Source organism: Vibrio sp. TBV020 (assembly GCF_046056895.1).
In the GTDB taxonomy this organism is placed as follows: domain Bacteria; phylum Pseudomonadota; class Gammaproteobacteria; order Enterobacterales; family Vibrionaceae; genus Vibrio.
Map to the genome: position 1 here is coordinate 2993909 of NZ_JBEEAQ010000003.1, position 18388 is coordinate 3012296.

Genomic DNA, 18388 nt, shown 5'->3' on the forward strand with positions numbered 1-18388 from the left:
GTCTAGCGTTGCAAAAGGGGTTGGATCTTTTTCTCAACCGCTTCACGAGCTCGGAAGATACGCGAACGTACCGTTCCTACAGGGCAATCCATAACCGCTGCAATTTCCTCGTAGCTTAAGCCATCAAGCTCACGCAACGTCATTGCGGTTTTTAAGTCATCAGGCAGTGCTTCAATCGCACTGAAAACAACACGTTTCAATTCGTTGGACAACGTTAAGTTCTCAGGGTTCGATATTTCTTTTAATGCACTACCCGTTTCGTAATATTCAGCATCTTCAGTATCCACATCTTGTGCCGGCGGCCTACGCCCTTGAGCCACAAGATGGTTTTTTGCAGTATTAACGGCAATCCGATATAACCAAGTATAGAAGGCACTTTCACCACGAAAGCTTGGAATCGCTCGGTACGCCTTAATAAATGCTTCTTGCGCTACATCGGGAACATCACCAGGATTATTCACATAGCGAGAAATAAGGTTGCAGACTTTGTTCTGGTACTTTGTCACCAATAAGTTGAATGCTTGCTTATCCCCATTCTGAACTCGCTCAATTAATACTTGATCGGTCAGCTGCTCGTTCATTCGAGCGGGTACTCCTATTGTTATTAGCCCTTGCCTTATCAGACATGAGCATTAATTATGCAAAATGTAGTATTGACACCACTGCTTACTTGAGCACTATTGTGACCTAGTAAATAAATATAAGTTCAAACTTTCTTCAAACTATTTTACACAATGAAGCGTCAAATCTACCTCTTGCTCAGATTGTGAGGATGAGAGTAAAGAAAAGCAATGCCCTTTACGAAGAATTGCACTCAATGCAAAGCAACTCGCTCAATGGTACTATAGTGGATTGACTCTCTTATATTCAGAGTCGCATTGTTCAATCAATGACAGATTTATGAGCGGGATCGCTCAGTGGCCTCTGGTGAGTTTCTTACGATGTAAGCCGCCAGTGGTACAAATTAACTCGGGAATTTAAAAGTTTTATGAACGCAAACCGTGAACATCAATGTGATGTGTTAGTGGTGGGTAGTGGCGCAGCTGGTCTATCGTTAGCGTTACGTGTAGCAGAACACGGCAAAGTCATCGTACTAAGCAAAGGACCACGTAGTGAAGGGGCAACCTACTACGCACAAGGTGGTATAGCAGCAGTATTTGATGAGTCAGACAGTATCGAGTCTCATGTAGAAGATACCCTGATTGCTGGTGCTGGCCTGTGTGAACAAGACACCGTTGAATTTATTGCCAAGAACGCTAAAGAGTGCGTTCAGTGGTTAATCGATGGCGGTGTACCTTTCGACCGTGAAGAAAATGATAGCGATGAAGCACCTCGTTATCATCTCACACGCGAAGGGGGACATAGCCACCGCCGTATTCTCCATGCTGCAGATGCTACCGGCATGGCCATGCAAACATCGCTACAAGATAACGTTCACAATCACCCTAATATCACGGTACTGGAGCGCCATAATGCTCTTGACCTTATCACCGAAGATAAGGTGGGTGGCGATAGCAATAAGATTGTTGGTGCCTATATTTGGAACCGCAATGATGAAAACGTTGAGACAGTAAGAGCAAAATATGTTGTTCTCGCTACTGGCGGTGCATCTAAGGTGTATCAATACACCTCAAACCCTGATGTCTCATCTGGTGATGGTATCGCTATGGCATGGCGCGCAGGCTGTCGTGTTGCCAACTTAGAGTTCAACCAGTTCCACCCAACCTGTCTGTATCACCCAGAAGCACGAAACTTCCTATTGACGGAAGCTTTACGTGGAGAAGGCGCTTATCTTCGTCGTCCTGACGGTACACGATTTATGCCTGACTTTGATGAGCGTGAAGAACTTGCTCCCCGCGATGTCGTTGCGCGCGCCATCGACTTCGAGATGAAGCGCCTTGGTGCAGACTGCATGTACCTAGATATCAGTCACAAACCGGCAGACTTCATCGAGAAACACTTCCCGACCATCAATACTCGTTTGCTCGATCTTGGTATTGATATGACTAAAGAGCCGATTCCTGTTGTCCCAGCGGCGCACTACACCTGTGGTGGTGTCATGGTCGATAAAACAGGCCAAACGGATTTATCTCAACTCTATGCCATTGGTGAAGTGAGCTACACCGGATTGCATGGTGCTAACCGCATGGCGTCAAATTCACTCCTTGAGTGCGTTGTTTATGCTTGGGCTGCTGCCAATGACATTATCGCCAACCTTGATAATGCGACCTTACCACCAGCACTACCAGCTTGGGACGAAAGCCAAGTAAGTTGCTCCGACGAAGAAGTCGTCATTCAGCATAACTGGCATGAATTGCGTCTATTTATGTGGGACTACATGGGAATTGTGCGAACGGATCGCCGCTTAGAACGTGCACTGCGCCGAATCCAATTATTACAGCAAGAGACGCTGGAGTATTACAGCAACTTTAAAGTATCCAACAATCTATTGGAGTTGCGTAACTTACTTCAGGTAGCTGAACTAATGGTTCGTTGTGCGATGGAAAGAAAAGAGAGCCGTGGTCTTCATTATACTCTCGACTATCCGGAATTAGCCGAAGAAAGTCATCCAACTATTTTAGTCCCAGAAAAACTAAAATAGCGTTCAGTTCTGTACGTCTAAAGGGGGCCTAGTGCTCCCTTTTTAACATCACCACTAAATCTCGATACTGCTTATCGTTAACGCTATCACGCCACAAGAATACTCTGCGGTTATCTTCATGAATAATGAGCAAGCCTAAGGGTAAAACAGCAAACACAACCTGTTTAATCGCGATGGTCGAGCCATTTAACTGGTACTCTTTAGCGGAGCGGAACGTCACATCCCCCAGTAATGGCGGTATGAGAAACCCTTCTGTTTGGGTTAGCTTAACTAATAGATAAATGATGGGGAAGAGAGCAAGAAGCGGCAAATCAGATAGGATAACGTATGAACTGGCCAATATAAGAATGAAGTAATTGGCCAGTAAAGAAAGGTAAGAGCGAGTTAGGAAAAGCCTAACGCACTTTACTGAGGTTGTGAGCGACAATCTTATCAACCATAGATGCGTGACCTAGGTTCTCACTACGGCCATGGCCCATGATCCACGTAAACAAGTCTGGGTCATCACACTCTAGTAGTGACACAAAGTCTCGTTGCTCATTATCTTTAAGGCTTTCAAAACACTCTTCAAAAAATGGCATGATTACAACGTCGAGTTCTAGCATTCCACGACGACACGCCCATTTGATACGCGCTTTTTCTTCTGCGGTATACATTCTAATTCCTCACCTAATCGGTTGATTTTGGCCGAGTGTAACAAGCAAATTGGTTTGCAACTAGTACGCCAGTCACACTCCCGAGCAAGGTCAACATTTTCCCTGATATTAAGGGATTTAATGACACATAACTCTAAAGGTTGTTTATCGATAGGATTAGGCGATAACATACGTCTATTCAGATTCTATTAGGTAACGATCATGGACTGGCAAAAAGACTTTGCTCCTTTACATTTAGCATCAACTGACAAAGCACCTGAGTTAGCAATTGCACCACTCACTTCTTGGGGCGCAATCGTAATGGCGGGTGACGATAAAAAGTCATATCTACAAGGCCAAGTAACTTGTGATGTGGTGACACTGAGTGAGCAAGCATCCACATTTGGTGCCCACTGCGATGCCAAAGGTAAAGTTTGGAGTGTATTTCGCCTATTTCACCATAATGGTGGCTACGCGATGTTCCAGCCTAAATCTGTTATCGAGAAAGAACTTGCAGAGCTAAAGAAATATGCCATTTTTTCCAAAGTCGAAATGTCGAAAAGCAACGATATCGCTTTAGGGGTCATGGGCAACAATGCAAACGCGTTTGTTGATACGCTTTCAAGCGATACAGGTGATGTCCGTACTATTGAAGGTGGGAGCGCAGTTAAGATTGATGACCAGCGTTGGTTACTATTAGTGTCAGAGCAAAACGCTGAGCAAATCATCTCTTCAAGTAATGCGACTAAAGTGTCTGAAGAGTTATGGACTCTGCATGACATCAAAGCAGCGACTCCTCTACTTAACGCCGAACAGCAAAATGAGCATATCCCTCAAGCGATTAACGTCCAAGCAGTTGACGGTATTAGCTTTACTAAGGGTTGCTATACAGGTCAAGAAACCGTTGCTCGTGCAAAGTATCGTGGTATGAACAAGCGTGCGCTGTTTATTGTTCAAGGTACCGCTGATAGTGATATTGAAAAAAATGCAGAATTAGAACGTGCCGTTGGTGAAAACTGGCGTGCTGCAGGTAAGTTACTTGCGAGTTACCGTTTTACAGATAACGTAGCCTTAGCGTTAGTTGTGCTACCAAACAACTTAGATGATGATGTTCAACTGCGCTTAAAAGCACAACCTGAACACACTTGGGCTATCACACAATTACCATACTCTTTACAAGACGATGAGTAATTCATTTTCCACCCATATTACCCAATATTTAGATGCTGAACAGGTGACCTTTCGCCTGCTTCCGCATCAAACACCAGCGACAACCATCGAAGATGCCGCAGCTCAGCGCGGCATTCGCCCAGAACAGATGGTCAAATGTATTGTGCTTAGAGATATGAGCAATCGCTACGCCATTGCCTGCGCACCAGGTAATCAATCTGTAGATCCGAAAAAAGTCCGCGCATTACTTAACTGGAGACGTATGACCTGCGTATCTATGGAGCAAGTCGCTAGTCTGACGGGGTATCAAATAGGCACTGTGGTTCCGTTACTGCTGCGCACACAAATGGAGATCATTTTTGATCAACAGATCTTAAATGAACCAGAAGTCACGATTAGTAGTGGCTCTAACATGGCTGGCATTGCATTGGCTTGCGATGACTTGATCCAGTTATGCCAACCAAAGATCGCCTCCATCTGTCGTGATTAAACTTTTGAGCTAGCTCCTCTTTCTCAAATTTGCATAATCTTGCATGAAACTTTGATCATTTCCGCATCAAGCAACATTAACCAATTAAATTATTATTCAAATTTAAAGCATAAGTAGTCACAAGTGTATTTTTGAAGTATGCTGAACTTGTTGGTTAAAGTTCGAGCAGAACCTTTTGGTTTTGTTTGGCACTCGCTTAGAAGAGTTGGTATGTGACTCTTAAGTGATGTGTAACCCTTCTCCAACAAAAAAGTGAATCCACTGATTGTTTCAGGACATCCACTTTTTGTGTAATGCATCTGTGACTATTCGCCCGCCCAATGAGCGGGCTTTTTTTTTGGAAAAAACTCACCGAAAAATCACATCTAACAAAAAAGTTAAACTATTCTTTAAAGTATCTGTCACACAGATAAGGCTTAATAACGCTCGTTCACCCCAACGGGTTCAATCACCAGAACATAAATGGGGTAATCATCACAATAAAATGGATATTTATCCGTAGATTTGCCTACAGCAACACAAATATCCAATTATTCAGTTTCTACTGCATATTCCACCACCATAATCACATAATTTCAGGTGGATAATTCGTATAATTTGCAGTGCTTGCTAAACATAAGGACAAATGTATGAGACTGTTTAAGCGCTATACACCAGGTATGATTGCTAAACACATTAGTCGGCTATTCAAGGGAAGAATTTACATTTATGGCGTAGGGAAGTTTGAATTCGATAACGGTAAACTGATTTTACCGGAAAGAGCTGAAACGCGTCACTTCAAAGCAGTTAAGGAAATTAATAAAGAAGTCATGAAACTGCGTTGCGCTTACGCATAGAACGAATTAAAAAGGGTTGGCAATTGCCAACCCTTTTAGTATCTATCGAAGAGTAATTTACGATTTTAAAACAGCTCGCTGAGCAAGCTTCGGTAAGTTCCCCGAAAGGCCAAGTGCTCGTTTCATTATCTCATCTTTCGCCCCCGGCAATTGCCCAACTAGCTTCATGCCAATACCACGAATTAGTTTCTTCGCCGGGTTGCTACCTTCAAACAGATCTTTGAAACCTTGCATTGCTGCAATCATTTTCGCAGCCTCTGCCTTACGCCAGCGCTCATAACTGCGTAGATTACGCTTAGTGCCAAAATCTTCGCCATTTTGCCAAAGCTCAATCACTTCTTGCGCTAAACTTGCTGCATCAAGTAGCCCTAGATTTACGCCCTGTCCTGCTAACGGGTGGATGGTATGAGCCGCGTCGCCAACCAATGCGACACGATCAGTCACAAAGTCACGTGCATAACGCATCTTAAGTGGAAATGCGAAACGCTCACCCTCCACTTCACATAACCCCAAACGGTTATCAAACTCTGTCGTCAACGCTTTGTTGAATTCGCTCTTCGACATCTCTACAAGACGCTCCGCTCGGTTTGGTTCAGTTGACCAAACAATCGAACTTAAGTTGTCTTCACCCAGCGGTAAAAAGGCTAACGGACCTTGTGGAGTAAAAGTTTGACGAGCAATACGTTCATGCACTTCTTTAGTGCGAACATTAGCGACAATCGCACTGTGCCCATAATCCCAATGCGTTAATGGAATATCTTGTTGTTTTCTGACCCAAGAGTTGGCGCCATCAGCACCGACGACCAATTTCGCAGTCAAAGCCTGTCCACTATCTAAAGTCAACCAAGCTTCGCTTTCTCCAACCGCCATCGAGGCACATCTTGAAGGCATAAACAGCGACACATTGCTTTGCTGTTTTACTTGCTCCAGTAGTGCTAATTGAATCACACGGTTCTCTACAATATGCCCAAGATCTGGCTGAGCAAGCTTCTGAGCCTCAAACTCAATACGCGCGAAGCTATCTTGCTCCCAAACTTCCATAGCACGATAAGGAGCAGCTCTGCGCTGCATAATGCCTTGCCACGCGCCTAAGTTGCGCAAGATAGATTCGCTAGAGCGGCTCAATGCAGACACTCGAACATCCGGCAATGCATTTAGGTCACTTTCAGGCTCTTGGCTTTCAATTACCGCAATACGTAAATCTGTCTCTTTAAAAGCAGCAGCCAGTGCTAAGCCGACCATGCCACCGCCAACAATTGCGATATCTACACTTTGCATCATATTTTTAATTGTCCTTGTTGCTGGCTTATCGAGCCACCAAACCTAAAGTTCTTTGGAGTAATGGGGCTTTTAACGGTGCAAGATTATCCATGGCAAACAGCCCCACATTACGGCCGATACGCATCGACAAATAATCATTAGAAAAGATATGTACCAACGACGAAGTCATCGAAATAGTTGCATGACGATCGTCTGCACGCGCCAACTTAAATTGCTTAAGTACACGATATTGACCTGGGTCGTCTTCCCCATTTTGTGCAATGCTTTCAGCCAACGTTGCGACATCACGTATACCCAAGTTAAAACCTTGACCCGCAATCGGATGAAGCGTCTGAGCGGCATTGCCCACAATCGCAAATCGATGCGACACGTTCTGTTCTCGATAACGCAGTAATAGAGGGTAACTCGCACGTTGCCCAACTTTTTCTAGTACGCCTAAACGCCAACCGAAGCTCTCTTGCAATTCAGATAAGAATTCTTCATCACTATAGTTCATCACCTTGTCGGCAGCATCTGGCCTTAGGCACCATACTAGTGACATACGTCCTTCAGACATAGGTAGTAACGCAACTGGTCCTGACTCTGTGAATCGCTCGAATGCTCGTCCTTCATGAGCTTGCTGAGTCGTAATGTTGGCGATAACCGCCACTTGGTCAAAGTCATGTTCAGAAAGAGGTAAACCGACTTGCTGACAACAGGTTGAGATCGCACCATCAGCAGCAACCAATAGCTTACCTTCCACCATTTGGTTGTCGCTTAATGCCAAGCTCACGTTACCTTGCTGACGGGTAACTTGTTGCACGGAAGCATGAATCAGTTCAATGTGCTCATCTTGCTCAATTTGATGATGATAAATACGACCAACATCCGCTAGCTCAACCACATACCCCAACGCATCAACAGACAGCTCGTCCGTTGTAATATCTGTCATTCCCGCATGAGAACGATCTGAGACATGAATGTGTGTAATCGGAGTTGCTACGGGCGCGATCTCTTCCCAAAGTTCAAACTGTTTAAGAATATTCACCGTTCCATAAGAAAGCGCGATTGAGCGAGAATCAAACCCAGGGTGAGCTTGATGATCAACCGGAAACGGTTCTATCACTGCAATAGACAATGGCTGTGAGGACAACTTATTAATCGCTAGTGCTAAGGTCATTCCCGCCATAGCACCACCAGCGATAACCACATCAAACTGCTTCATGAGAACGTACCTACTTAATGAATAGTTGGTGCAGCTTGTTGCGTCGGGCGTTGACCAAACTCAGCGTGAATCGTCAACACACATGCTTTCACGTGTTCAATCACTTGCTCAAGAAGTTGCGCTTGCTCTTCTAAGTCATCGTCTTCATCAATTCCGAGCTTAGAAATTTCTTCGAGATCAGCGAGCGCTTCTTTAACATCACTTGATGCTTTCTTAAGCTCTGCATTCACCAGACCCAAACCAGAAATAAAGTGATTTACCCACTCAGCCAAACCATCAGCGATATCAAACAGAGATGCACTCGCTTCTTCATCAGGGAGGAGTATTTCAAGGTCCATTCCAGAGCCTGTCAGTTCACTAATCGTTGCATCAAGCGCTGATTCTGCCAGCTTGAGCGATTTTGTTGGCCACCCCATACCTTCACTGACATAGTCAAAAACCATTGGCTGCCAGCTCTTGTCCGTCAAACTTAGACCGCCACTGAGCATACCGGTTAGTAAGCCATGCAGTTCAGCTGGATTTACCGCTAAACCGGCAGACTGTAATTCGCTCGCAAATGTCAGATAATCAGGAAGTTGTTTGTCGCTCATAAGAATGACCCAATTGAAATAAATAAGCTCAATCGTATCACTTACCAAAGCACGCGAAAACGAACGATTACGCAATTGTGGGTAGCTTTTACTCAAATTGCCCAATTACTGTGTCATTGTGCGCTGATTTTCATCACAGATTCTGGAAAAGCTTGAATCTTAATGGGCGTTTTTCTATAGTTTCTCCCTCGGTGATTGTCTGCTTTATCACCTTAGACAACAGATAATAGAGTCGATATGAGTAATCAAGCGGTAGAAGTTGAAATCTTAGGCAAACTAACTCGAGTAAACTGCCCAGCAGGACAAGAAGAGTCTTTGATTAATGCCGCCCTACGTCTAGATAGCCGCCTGAAAGAAATGGCAGAAAAGACTAAGATTACTAATGAAGTTCAGCTATTAACTTTTGTTGCCTTAAACTTTTGTCATGAGCTTGAAACTCGTGACGGCGATTTAAAGCAAGAGCAAAATGCACTTCATGAGCGAATGGAACAGCTCTCAGCATCATTAGACAGTGCAATTAGTAAAGTTAAGCCAGGACAGCAATAGCCTTTACCGCAAAACAAGAATTTACCCTGGAGTGTTCGTTAGGGGATTACGTCCCTGAGCCGATAAGCAATCCTTAAGGGTTAGTACTTGGTTGCTATTGAGCAAGCTCGGCATGCACCGAGAAGCCTACGGTAACCATTGCTGATCCGCCCTGAACCAGCTGGTTCATGGGTCAAAAATCTCCAACGGCACTCTGGGGTATCCTCCTTTAATTACCCCATAACTATGGGTAATATCATGACGCTTTCCCGACAAGATTTTCGTCAATTAATCCGCCAACAACGTCAACAACTAAGCGATGATTTTCAGCGCCAAGCTGGATTCGACCTTTGCCAACAATTCTTTCGCTTACCTGAAGTCCTATCTGCTCAGCACATCGCACTTTACTTGTCTGCAGATGGAGAGGTAGACACTGCGCCACTCATCGAAAAGCTCTGGCAAAGCGGTAAACACGTTTATTTGCCAGTGATTCATCCTTTCTCGAAAGGACACTTACTCTTTCTTCACTACACGCCAGATTCACCAATGGTGCTAAATAAGTACCAAATCGCAGAACCTAAGCTCGATCAAACTAAGATCATCCCAGCTCAATCGCTCGATATTATTTGCACGCCTCTAGTCGGGTTTGATTCATCAGGTCATCGGCTAGGCATGGGGGGCGGTTACTACGATCGTACATTGGCGCCATGGTTTAATACTGGTCAAGGCCCTAAACCTATTGGTCTTGCTCATGATTGTCAGCATGTCGAAGCACTACCTATTGAGTCTTGGGATGTTCCACTGCCTAAAATTGTGACTCCAACCAAGATTTGGCAATGGTAAGAATCTACACTTACTCATCGCTTCAAGTATGCTACGTATAAGGCTATAATCGCCGCGCAAACGTTAATACAACCTCTTTTAGGAGATGAGCATGACTCAAGATGAAATGAAGAAAGAAGCTGGCTGGGCTGCACTTAAGTATGTCGAAAAAGGCAGTATTGTTGGTGTAGGCACAGGTTCGACTGTGAATCACTTCATCGATGCATTAGGCACAATGAAAGAGGAAATCAAAGGTGCGGTTTCAAGTTCAGTAGCGTCTACTGAGCGTTTAAAAGAACTAGAAATCGAAGTATTTGATTGTAACGAAGTTGCTGGTCTAGACATCTATGTTGATGGCGCTGATGAAATCAATGCAGATCGTGAAATGATTAAAGGTGGCGGTGCTGCTTTAACTCGTGAAAAGATCGTTGCTGCAATTTCAGATAAATTTATCTGTATCGTTGATAATACTAAAGCCGTTGACGTTTTAGGTGAGTTCCCACTGCCAGTCGAAGTCATTCCAATGGCTCGCTCTTACGTTGGACGTGAGCTTGTTAAACTGGGTGGTGACCCTGCTTACCGTGAAGGCGTAACAACGGATAACGGTAATGTGATCTTAGATGTTTACGGTCTAAAAATCACAAACCCTAAAGAACTAGAAGACAAGATTAATGCTCTACCTGGTGTTGTGACTGTTGGTCTATTTGCACACCGTGGTGCTGATGTTGTGATCACAGGTACTCCTGAAGGCGCAAAAATCGAAGAGTAATAACAATCAACGCGATAGAGTCGCGAATCTTGTTATTTCATTACAGACGGCACCTATTGGTGCCGTTTTGCTGTTTATTCCTTTATTAATTATTCCTTATTCCGTAATTTTCTTACCCAAACTGTATTTTTTTTGTTAACTTAGTGAGCAGAAGACGCACAAGGAAAACGTTTGCGTCACCTTGTAAGGTAACAAAACGTTTGCTTTTACTACATTACATACTTTGTGCGCCAGTTAAGCCCCAATTTCCCCACTTTAAGGACGAAGATAATGGCCAAAGTTTCACTGGAAAAAGAAAAAATTAAGATCCTCCTGCTCGAAGGTCTACACCCATCTTCTGTAGAAGTACTTCAAGCAGCTGGTTATACCAACATTGAATATCACAAAGGCTCACTGCCAGAAGAAGAGCTACTAGAAGCTGTGAAGGATGTTCACTTCATCGGTATTCGATCACGTACTAACCTTTCTAAAGAAGTTATCGCTGCAGCGGAAAAACTGGTTGCGATCGGCTGTTTCTGTATCGGTACCAACCAAGTTGATCTTAATGCTGCGGCCGCTCGTGGTATTCCAGTGTTTAACGCACCATTCTCCAATACTCGAAGTGTAGCTGAACTAGTCCTTGGTCAACTTCTTCTGCTTCTACGTGGTATACCTGAGAAGAATGCTCTTGCACATCGTGGTATTTGGAAGAAGAGCGCTGACAACTCATACGAAGCTCGTGGTAAGCGTTTAGGTATTATCGGTTACGGTCACATTGGTACTCAGCTGGGTATTATTGCTGAAAACCTTGGTATGCGTGTTTACTTCTACGATATCGAAAACAAGTTGTCGCTAGGTAATGCAACGCAAATTCATACTATGAGCGAACTGCTTAATAAGTGTGATGTGATTACGCTACATGTGCCTGAAACCCCAGAAACCAAAAACATGATGGGCGCAGAAGAGTTTGCTCGCATGAAGCCTGGTTCAATCTTTATCAACGCCGCGCGTGGCACTGTTGTAGATATTGAAGCACTATGTCATAGCCTAGAAGCAGGCCACATCGCTGGCGCTGCTATCGACGTGTTCCCAACAGAGCCAAAGACCAACGCTGACCCATTTGAGTCTCCACTACAGAAATTCGATAACGTTATCTTGACGCCGCACGTAGGTGGTTCAACACAAGAAGCGCAAGAAAACATCGGTGTAGAAGTTGCTGGTAAACTGGCGAAATACTCAGATAACGGTTCTACGCTTTCAAGTGTGAACTTCCCTGAGGTATCACTACCTGAGCACCGTGATTGTTCACGCCTACTGCACATTCACCAAAACCGTCCAGGTATACTGACGCAAATCAACACCATCTTCGCGGAAGAAGGGATTAACATCGCAGGTCAGTACCTACAAACAGCCGCTGACTTTGGTTACGTGGTCATTGACGTTGAGACAGAACGCTCAGAAGAAGCCTTAGCAAAACTGAAAAGTATCGAAGGTACGATTCGTGCGCGTATCCTGCACTAATCACTAATTGCCAGATACAAAAAACCACCGATTTACCGGTGGTTTTTTATTGAAGCTAGATATTAAGCTTTTAAAGCTCGCTCACCACGTGCAATGCCAACGACACCACTTCGCGCTACTTCTAAAACTTCTGTCACTTCAGATAACGCTTGAATGAAGGCATCGAGCTTTTCACTGGTTCCCGCTAGTTGCACCGTGTATTGAGAAGCGGTCACATCCACAATCTGGCCACGGAAGATATCTGCGGTACGCTTAACTTCGGCACGTGAAAATCCACTTGCTTTCACTTTTACCATCATCAGCTCACGCTCGATATGTTCAAGCTCTGATACTTCTTGAACCTTGAGTACATCGATCAACTTATTTAGCTGCTTCTGAATCTGCTCAAGCTCCATATCATCTGAAATCGTTGTGATATTCAAACGAGAGAGTGTCTCATCATCTGTCGGAGAAACCGTTAATGACTCAATGTTGTACGCGCGCTGAGAAAACAGACCAACAACACGAGACAACGCACCTGGTTGGTTTTCCATTAGTAGTGAAATAATGTGTCTCATATTAAGTTCTCTCCGTTTTGCTTAGCCACATATTGTCCATACCTTCGCCTTTGATTTGCATAGGGTATACGTGCTCGGTTTCGTCTACATTGATATCAACAAACACTAAGCGATCTTTCATATCGAGCGCTTGTTTTAGACCAGACTCAAGTTGATCTGGAGATTCAATGCGGAGACCGACATGACCATACGCTTCAGCGATAGCTGCAAAATCGGGAACAGAACTCATGTAAGAGTTTGAATGGCGGCCTTGGTAAATAATGTCTTGCCACTGTTTTACCATACCTAGGAAACGGTTGTTCAAGTTGATGATTTTCACTGGGATATCATATTGCATCGCCGTTGATAGCTCCTGAATATTCATCTGGATACTACCATCACCTGTTACAACAACTACTTCTTCATCAGGCTTGGCAAATTTAACCCCCATACCCGCAGGTAGGCCAAATCCCATCGTGCCTAAACCACCAGAGTTAATCCAACGACGTGGCTTGTTGAACGGGTAGTATAATGCGGCAAACATTTGGTGCTGACCAACATCTGATGCGACATACGCATCACCACCAGTGAGCTTATGTAATGTTTCAATAACTTGCTGAGGCTTGATTCGCTCAGGAGAGGTTTCATAAGACAAGCACTTACGATCACGCCATACCTGGATCTCGTCCCACCAGCGATTTAACGCTTCTTGATCATTGGTACTGCCCTGCTCTTCTAGCAAGCTCACCATTGCCTCTAAAACCTTTTCTGCTGAACCAACAATAGGTACGTCTGCTTTGACGTTTTTAGAGATCGATGAAGGATCAATGTCAATGTGCATTACCTTCGCATTCGGGCAGTATTTTTCTAAGTTGTTAGTTGTTCGATCATCAAAGCGAACGCCAACACCAAAGATAAGATCAGCATTGTGCATTGCCATATTGGCTTCATATACACCATGCATCCCTAACATACCCAGAGCATTTTTGTGCATGCCCGGGAACGCGCCAAGACCCATTAGCGTGCTAACAACAGGTAGGTTAAGTGCTTCTGCCAATTTAGTAAGATGCTCTTCGGCTTCAGAGATCACCGCACCACCACCGACATAAAGAACGGGCTTTTTCGCTTCAAGAAGCGTTTTAAGACCTTTCTTGATCTGCCCTTTATGACCCGTTGTCGTTGGTTTGTAAGAGCGCATCGAAATGGACTCAGGATACTCATAAGGCAATTTGATTTGCGGGTTCATCACGTCTTTAGGTAAGTCGATAAGAACCGGGCCTGGTCGGCCTGTTGTCGCAATATAGAAGGCTTTCTTTACGGTTTCTGCAATATCTTCTGCTTTCTTCACCAAGAAACTGTGTTTTACCACGGGGCGAGATACACCCACAATGTCACACTCTTGGAAGGCATCGTTACCAATCATATTATTTGGAACGTTACCTGAAATTACGATCATAGGGATAGAGTCCATGTACGCTGTCGCAATACCCGTGATGGTATTGGTTGCGCCTGGGCCAGAACAGACAAGTACTACGCCGGGGTTACCGGTAGCACGCGCATAGCCATCAGCCATATGCGTTGCTGCTTGTTCATGACGAACCAGTACATGTTTAATTTGGTCTGTTTTTGCATGAAGTGCATCATAGATATCGAGAACAGAGCCACCTGGGTAACCAAAGATCTGTTCAACGCCTTCTTCGATCAGAGATTGAACCACCATCTCTGCACCGGACAACATTGCTGCCATACTTTTCTCCTTAACCAGTTTACCAAAGCGTAAGGTCAACACTGTGGACTGGTTTTACATAGTCTAGGTCTTATTCGTAGCCTAATCGAAATACTTCCACTTTTTCGGCTATGTCTTGCCTGAAGTTAAAATCAAACAAGTTCACGCAACAAATGTAACGTTTTATTATCAATGGGTCTAATGAGATGTCTCTCTCACTTTAAACAATATGCTATTTATTGGAAATAAATCATAAAAACAGCCTACCTCAATGCCACTAAATAGATAGTTACCCCATTAAAAGCAATAAATACACTCGATAATATCGTTCATAAATCTCATCAGCCTGCAAAAAGTGAACAGTTTATTAAATCCAAAGTGCTAAAAAAAATCCCCCAAAGCACTAAAAGTACGTTGGGGGATTATTAAGCAATCGAAAAATTAACTTTGTGAAAAACTACTTTTTGTCTGGCTTATCACTATACATTTCTTCGATTTCGTCCTGATATTTATCATTAATGACTTTACGACGAAGTTTCTGTGTTGGTGTTAACTCACCATCATCCATTGAGAACGCTTTTGGCAATAGCTTAAACTTTTTCACCTGTTCAAACTTCGCCAGTTCTTTTTGTAGATCATTAACGCGCTTTTCTAGCATCTCAACAATCTGGTGATGCTTTATAAGCTCGACACGATCGTGATATTTGATGTTGAGCTCTTTCGCATACTCTTCCAGTGAGTCGTAACAAGGAACGATCAAAGCAGAAACGAACTTACGAGTATCAGCAATTACCGCAATTTGTTCAATGAAGTGATCTTTACCAATCGCACCTTCGATCATCTGAGGAGCAATGTATTTACCACCCGAGGTTTTCATCAACTCTTTGATACGATCAGTGATAAATAGGTTGCCGTTCTCATCGATATGACCAGCGTCACCCGTTTTTAAGAACCCATGTTCATCAAACGTTTTCGCCGTCTCTTCAGGCATTTTGTAATAACCACGCATTACCATTGGGCCACGAACTAAGATCTCATTGTTCTCACCGATCTTAACTTGCGCACCTGGCATCGACATACCAATAGAGTCAGGGTTAAAGCATTTGTCATCCCAGCACGAAACTGTCGCCGTTGTTTCCGTCATACCGTAGCCTAACTTCACGTTAATGCCGATAGCATGAAAGAAGCGGCCGATGGTCTCATCAAGCTTCGCACCACCACATGGCATGAAGTTAATTCGGCCACCTAACAGCGCACGTAGTTTCGATAACACTAACTTATCTGCAAGTGCATGTGATTTCTTCAGCATCACAGATGGCTTACGGCCTTCTTGGTGACAAACCGCCATTTTTGCACCCATATTCACTGCCCAAGTAAATAGAACTTTGCGAATAAATGGTGCTTTGGCAACTTTTTCATGAATTGCAGAGAAGATCTTCTCGTAGAAGCGAGGAACCGCTGCCATAACAGTAGGGCGAACTTCACTTAGGGCCTCACGCACTTGCATCGTGTCTTGCAAGTAGCAGTTGGTTGCTCCCTTATAAAGAACATAGAAAGTCCAAGCTCGCTCAAAAACATGAGAAAGAGGTAGGAAGCAAAGTGATACATCAGACTCAGATAAACTCAAACGCTGATCGTGACCTTCTAATTGCGCTCCAATATTGGCGTAATCAAGCATTACACCTTTTGGCTGCCCCGTTGTGCCTGACGTATAAATAAGCGTTAGAAGGTCATCAAAGTTAGCTTGAGCCAAACGCTCGTCTAGCTCACCTTGCTGCTCTGCTTGAGCTTTGGCAATAAACTGCTGCCAGCCAATCGCATGTTCAAAATCGCCAAGCTCAATGTCATCTGACATCGCAACAATCAGTTCTAGTTGCTCACATTGGTCGAAAATAGAAACGGCAGCATCAAACTGAGGCTGCTCACCAACGAACAGAATACGTACATCTGCATCTTGCAAAATATATGCTGACTGAGCGGCGGTATTGGTTGGATAAATAGGTACAGTAACGGCACGTAATTGAAGTGCTGCAAAGTCTGCCACTGTCCATTGTGGCATGTTATTGGAGAAGATACCGATCTTGTCCTGAACTCTGATTCCATGAGCCAATAGAGCAAGTGATAGAGAATCAACTTGCTGACCAAACTGCTTCCAGCTAATGCCGTTCCACATATTGCCCACTTTATGTTTAAGTGCAATACGGTCGCTGCCCTTGGCAATTTGGTCTCTAATTCGTTTTACGATATGAAAATCTAAGTCGGCCATTCTTTGTCTACCTTTAGCTTACACATGTAAGCTTTAATCAGCGCACAAGTGTACATTTCGGACTAGAAAAGGCAACTGATGAGCGTCAAAGTTATCAATATAAATAATAAAAAACCTCGGACAGTATTCACCATCCGAGGTTTTACGATTTCGATGATTGAGTTGATTAATCTAACGCAACCACTTCACCACAAATCATCATTAGTTGATCACGTAGCCAGATGTGACCCTTGTCTTTCTCGCTAGACTCATGCCAGCTTAGGAAACCGCTGATCTTGCCATTTTCAAACGGGAAATCGATCACTTGCAGCTGATCTTTATTCGCTGCGTTCTCAACCATCCAGCGTGGTGCAATTGTCACAAGCTCTGACTGACCTACAACGTATAGAACATTACTTAAGCTTGTGCCTTCATAGTAAGCTTGTACGTCTAGTTCGCGGTACGCTTGCTCTGAGAAGCTACGTTGACCATGAACTTTAGACAGTTTCGCATGACGCTCGCGAAGTAATGAGTCCGCAGTAACAGCACCTTGAATGCGAGGGTGTCCTTTTGAAGCAACAACGACTAACTCATCTTGGAAGATTTCTGTGCTAGAGAAACCTTGCTCATCGAAGCGAGCATAATCGATAACGAAGTCGATTTCTTGGTAACGCATACGCTCAGCCAGCTGACGATCAAATTCAGCATCTAAGTGTAGTTGAACATTCGGTGCCATTTCGTGAATCGTTGACATAATGTTCGGAGCGAAACGCATATCACATGGACTACAGATAGCTAGCTTAAATAGACGCGTAGATGTTTCTGGAGAGAATACTGAGCTAGGAAGCTCGTTACGAATTAGCTGTAGTGCTTGACGAACAGGACCAAATAATTGGCGAGCACGTTGAGTTGGTTGAATACCACGTCCTTGGCGCATAAACAGTTCATCATTAAACATCACTTTTAGACGCGCTACAGCATTACTTACTGCTGGCTGAGACATGCCAAGGTTGTGCGCTGCACGAGTAATGTTTTGTTCCTGCATAACAGCATCAAAAACAGTTAATAGGTTTAAATCTACTCCACGTAAAGTACTTTCCATGCGGTAGCTAGCGATAGCACTCATAGACTCTTTCTTGTCAATCATTAGGCAAGCCTCTTAATTCTTCAGCGTAAATGGTTCTTAGTTCAATTTGAGTTGGAATAGAAAACCCAAGTCTCGTCTCATCCGTTATATTTATTTGTTAGATGTTTGCTGACGAATTTCTACTATCGGCGAATCATTCAGCGATTAGCAATAAGATTGACAATTAATCATTATTTTTTACTTATCCCTTAAAAAATCATTTATACAACAATTAATTAGACCATTTATAAAAAAAGGTAAATAGTTAGATTTCACACTGATATATAAATATTTGATATTAATTCCAAGTGTTACACCACGGTGTCAGACA

General features: G+C 43.8%; 18 protein-coding genes and 1 other RNA gene. 9 read left to right on the forward strand and 10 right to left on the reverse strand.

Annotated features, from left to right (window positions below; translation table 11 throughout):
* Positions 1-2: 2 nt before the first annotated feature.
* On the reverse strand, positions 3-581 hold the full coding sequence (rpoE, locus tag AAFX28_RS21665) for an RNA polymerase sigma factor RpoE (RefSeq protein WP_004415624.1): 579 nt from the start codon (positions 579-581) through the stop codon (positions 3-5).
* Between the two features lie 407 nt (positions 582-988).
* Between rpoE and nadB the strand changes: the two genes are divergently transcribed.
* Positions 989-2602 (forward strand): L-aspartate oxidase, encoded by a 1614-nt coding sequence (gene nadB, locus AAFX28_RS21670; RefSeq protein ID WP_408690615.1) that lies wholly within the window; start codon positions 989-991, stop codon positions 2600-2602.
* Positions 2603-2630: 28 nt separating this feature from the next.
* On the opposite strand, the gene AAFX28_RS21675 is transcribed toward nadB, so the two are convergent.
* Positions 2631-3029, reverse strand: coding sequence for a hypothetical protein (locus AAFX28_RS21675; RefSeq protein WP_408690616.1), 399 nt, complete (start codon positions 3027-3029; stop codon positions 2631-2633).
* Entirely contained in the window at positions 2998-3258 is a 261-nt protein-coding gene (locus AAFX28_RS21680; protein ID WP_408690617.1) for a succinate dehydrogenase assembly factor 2, read from the reverse strand. Before AAFX28_RS21680 ends, AAFX28_RS21675 begins: the two co-directional genes overlap by 32 nt.
* A gap of 201 nt (positions 3259-3459) precedes the next feature.
* Between AAFX28_RS21680 and ygfZ the strand changes: the two genes are divergently transcribed.
* The 3 genes from ygfZ to AAFX28_RS21695 all read left to right on the forward strand — a co-directional run bounded on the left by ygfZ (position 3460) and on the right by AAFX28_RS21695 (position 5733).
* Positions 3460-4428, forward strand: a complete 969-nt coding sequence (gene ygfZ, locus AAFX28_RS21685) for a tRNA-modifying protein YgfZ (RefSeq protein WP_408690618.1) — start codon at positions 3460-3462, stop codon at positions 4426-4428.
* The gene (locus tag AAFX28_RS21690; RefSeq protein WP_408690619.1) at positions 4421-4897 is read left to right on the forward strand and encodes an aminoacyl-tRNA deacylase; all 477 of its coding nucleotides are present in this window, start codon (positions 4421-4423) and stop codon (positions 4895-4897) included. The genes ygfZ and AAFX28_RS21690 overlap by 8 nt, the downstream gene beginning before the upstream one ends.
* Positions 4898-5526: 629 nt before the next feature.
* Positions 5527-5733, forward strand: coding sequence for a DUF1107 domain-containing protein (locus AAFX28_RS21695; protein ID WP_004415633.1), 207 nt, complete (start codon positions 5527-5529; stop codon positions 5731-5733).
* A 57-nt stretch (positions 5734-5790) separates the two neighbouring features.
* Here AAFX28_RS21695 and AAFX28_RS21700 read toward each other — a convergent pair whose 3' ends face one another.
* From AAFX28_RS21700 to AAFX28_RS21710, 3 genes are read right to left on the reverse strand one after another with little or no spacing between them, the layout of a single operon-like run.
* Entirely contained in the window at positions 5791-7014 is a 1224-nt protein-coding gene (locus tag AAFX28_RS21700) for an FAD-dependent 2-octaprenylphenol hydroxylase (protein ID WP_408690620.1), read from the reverse strand.
* A gap of 25 nt (positions 7015-7039) precedes the next feature.
* Entirely contained in the window at positions 7040-8218 is a 1179-nt protein-coding gene (gene ubiH / locus AAFX28_RS21705; RefSeq protein WP_408690621.1) for a 2-octaprenyl-6-methoxyphenyl hydroxylase, read from the reverse strand.
* A gap of 14 nt (positions 8219-8232) precedes the next feature.
* A complete protein-coding gene (locus AAFX28_RS21710) occupies positions 8233-8808 on the reverse strand; it encodes a YecA family protein (protein ID WP_408690622.1) in 576 nt (191 codons plus the stop codon).
* Positions 8809-9045: 237 nt separating this feature from the next.
* On the opposite strand from AAFX28_RS21710, the gene AAFX28_RS21715 reads away from it, so the two are divergent.
* The 5 genes from AAFX28_RS21715 to serA all read left to right on the forward strand — a co-directional run bounded on the left by AAFX28_RS21715 (position 9046) and on the right by serA (position 12424).
* Complete coding sequence (locus tag AAFX28_RS21715) at positions 9046-9354, forward strand: cell division protein ZapA (protein ID WP_408690623.1); 309 nt, start codon at positions 9046-9048, stop codon at positions 9352-9354.
* A gap of 20 nt (positions 9355-9374) precedes the next feature.
* Positions 9375-9558: non-coding RNA, 6S RNA (gene ssrS, locus AAFX28_RS21720), on the forward strand.
* 33 nt (positions 9559-9591) lie between these two features.
* Positions 9592-10176: a 5-formyltetrahydrofolate cyclo-ligase gene (locus tag AAFX28_RS21725; RefSeq protein ID WP_408690624.1), complete on the forward strand. Its 585-nt coding sequence runs from the start codon at positions 9592-9594 to the stop codon at positions 10174-10176.
* 91 nt (positions 10177-10267) lie between these two features.
* The gene (rpiA, locus tag AAFX28_RS21730) at positions 10268-10924 is read left to right on the forward strand and encodes a ribose-5-phosphate isomerase RpiA (RefSeq protein WP_408690625.1); all 657 of its coding nucleotides are present in this window, start codon (positions 10268-10270) and stop codon (positions 10922-10924) included.
* A 270-nt stretch (positions 10925-11194) separates the two neighbouring features.
* A complete protein-coding gene (serA, locus tag AAFX28_RS21735; protein ID WP_408690626.1) occupies positions 11195-12424 on the forward strand; it encodes a phosphoglycerate dehydrogenase in 1230 nt (409 codons plus the stop codon).
* A gap of 62 nt (positions 12425-12486) precedes the next feature.
* Here serA and ilvN read toward each other — a convergent pair whose 3' ends face one another.
* The 4 genes from ilvN to leuO all read right to left on the reverse strand — a co-directional run bounded on the left by ilvN (position 12487) and on the right by leuO (position 18078).
* Positions 12487-12981, reverse strand: coding sequence for an acetolactate synthase small subunit (ilvN, locus tag AAFX28_RS21740; RefSeq protein WP_408690627.1), 495 nt, complete (start codon positions 12979-12981; stop codon positions 12487-12489).
* A gap of 1 nt (position 12982) precedes the next feature.
* A complete protein-coding gene (locus tag AAFX28_RS21745; RefSeq protein ID WP_408690628.1) occupies positions 12983-14707 on the reverse strand; it encodes an acetolactate synthase 3 large subunit in 1725 nt (574 codons plus the stop codon).
* 436 nt (positions 14708-15143) lie between these two features.
* A complete protein-coding gene (locus tag AAFX28_RS21750; protein WP_408690629.1) occupies positions 15144-16952 on the reverse strand; it encodes an AMP-dependent synthetase/ligase in 1809 nt (602 codons plus the stop codon).
* A gap of 166 nt (positions 16953-17118) precedes the next feature.
* Positions 17119-18078, reverse strand: coding sequence for a transcriptional regulator LeuO (leuO, locus tag AAFX28_RS21755; protein ID WP_408690630.1), 960 nt, complete (start codon positions 18076-18078; stop codon positions 17119-17121).
* Between the last annotated feature and the right edge of the window lie 310 nt (positions 18079-18388).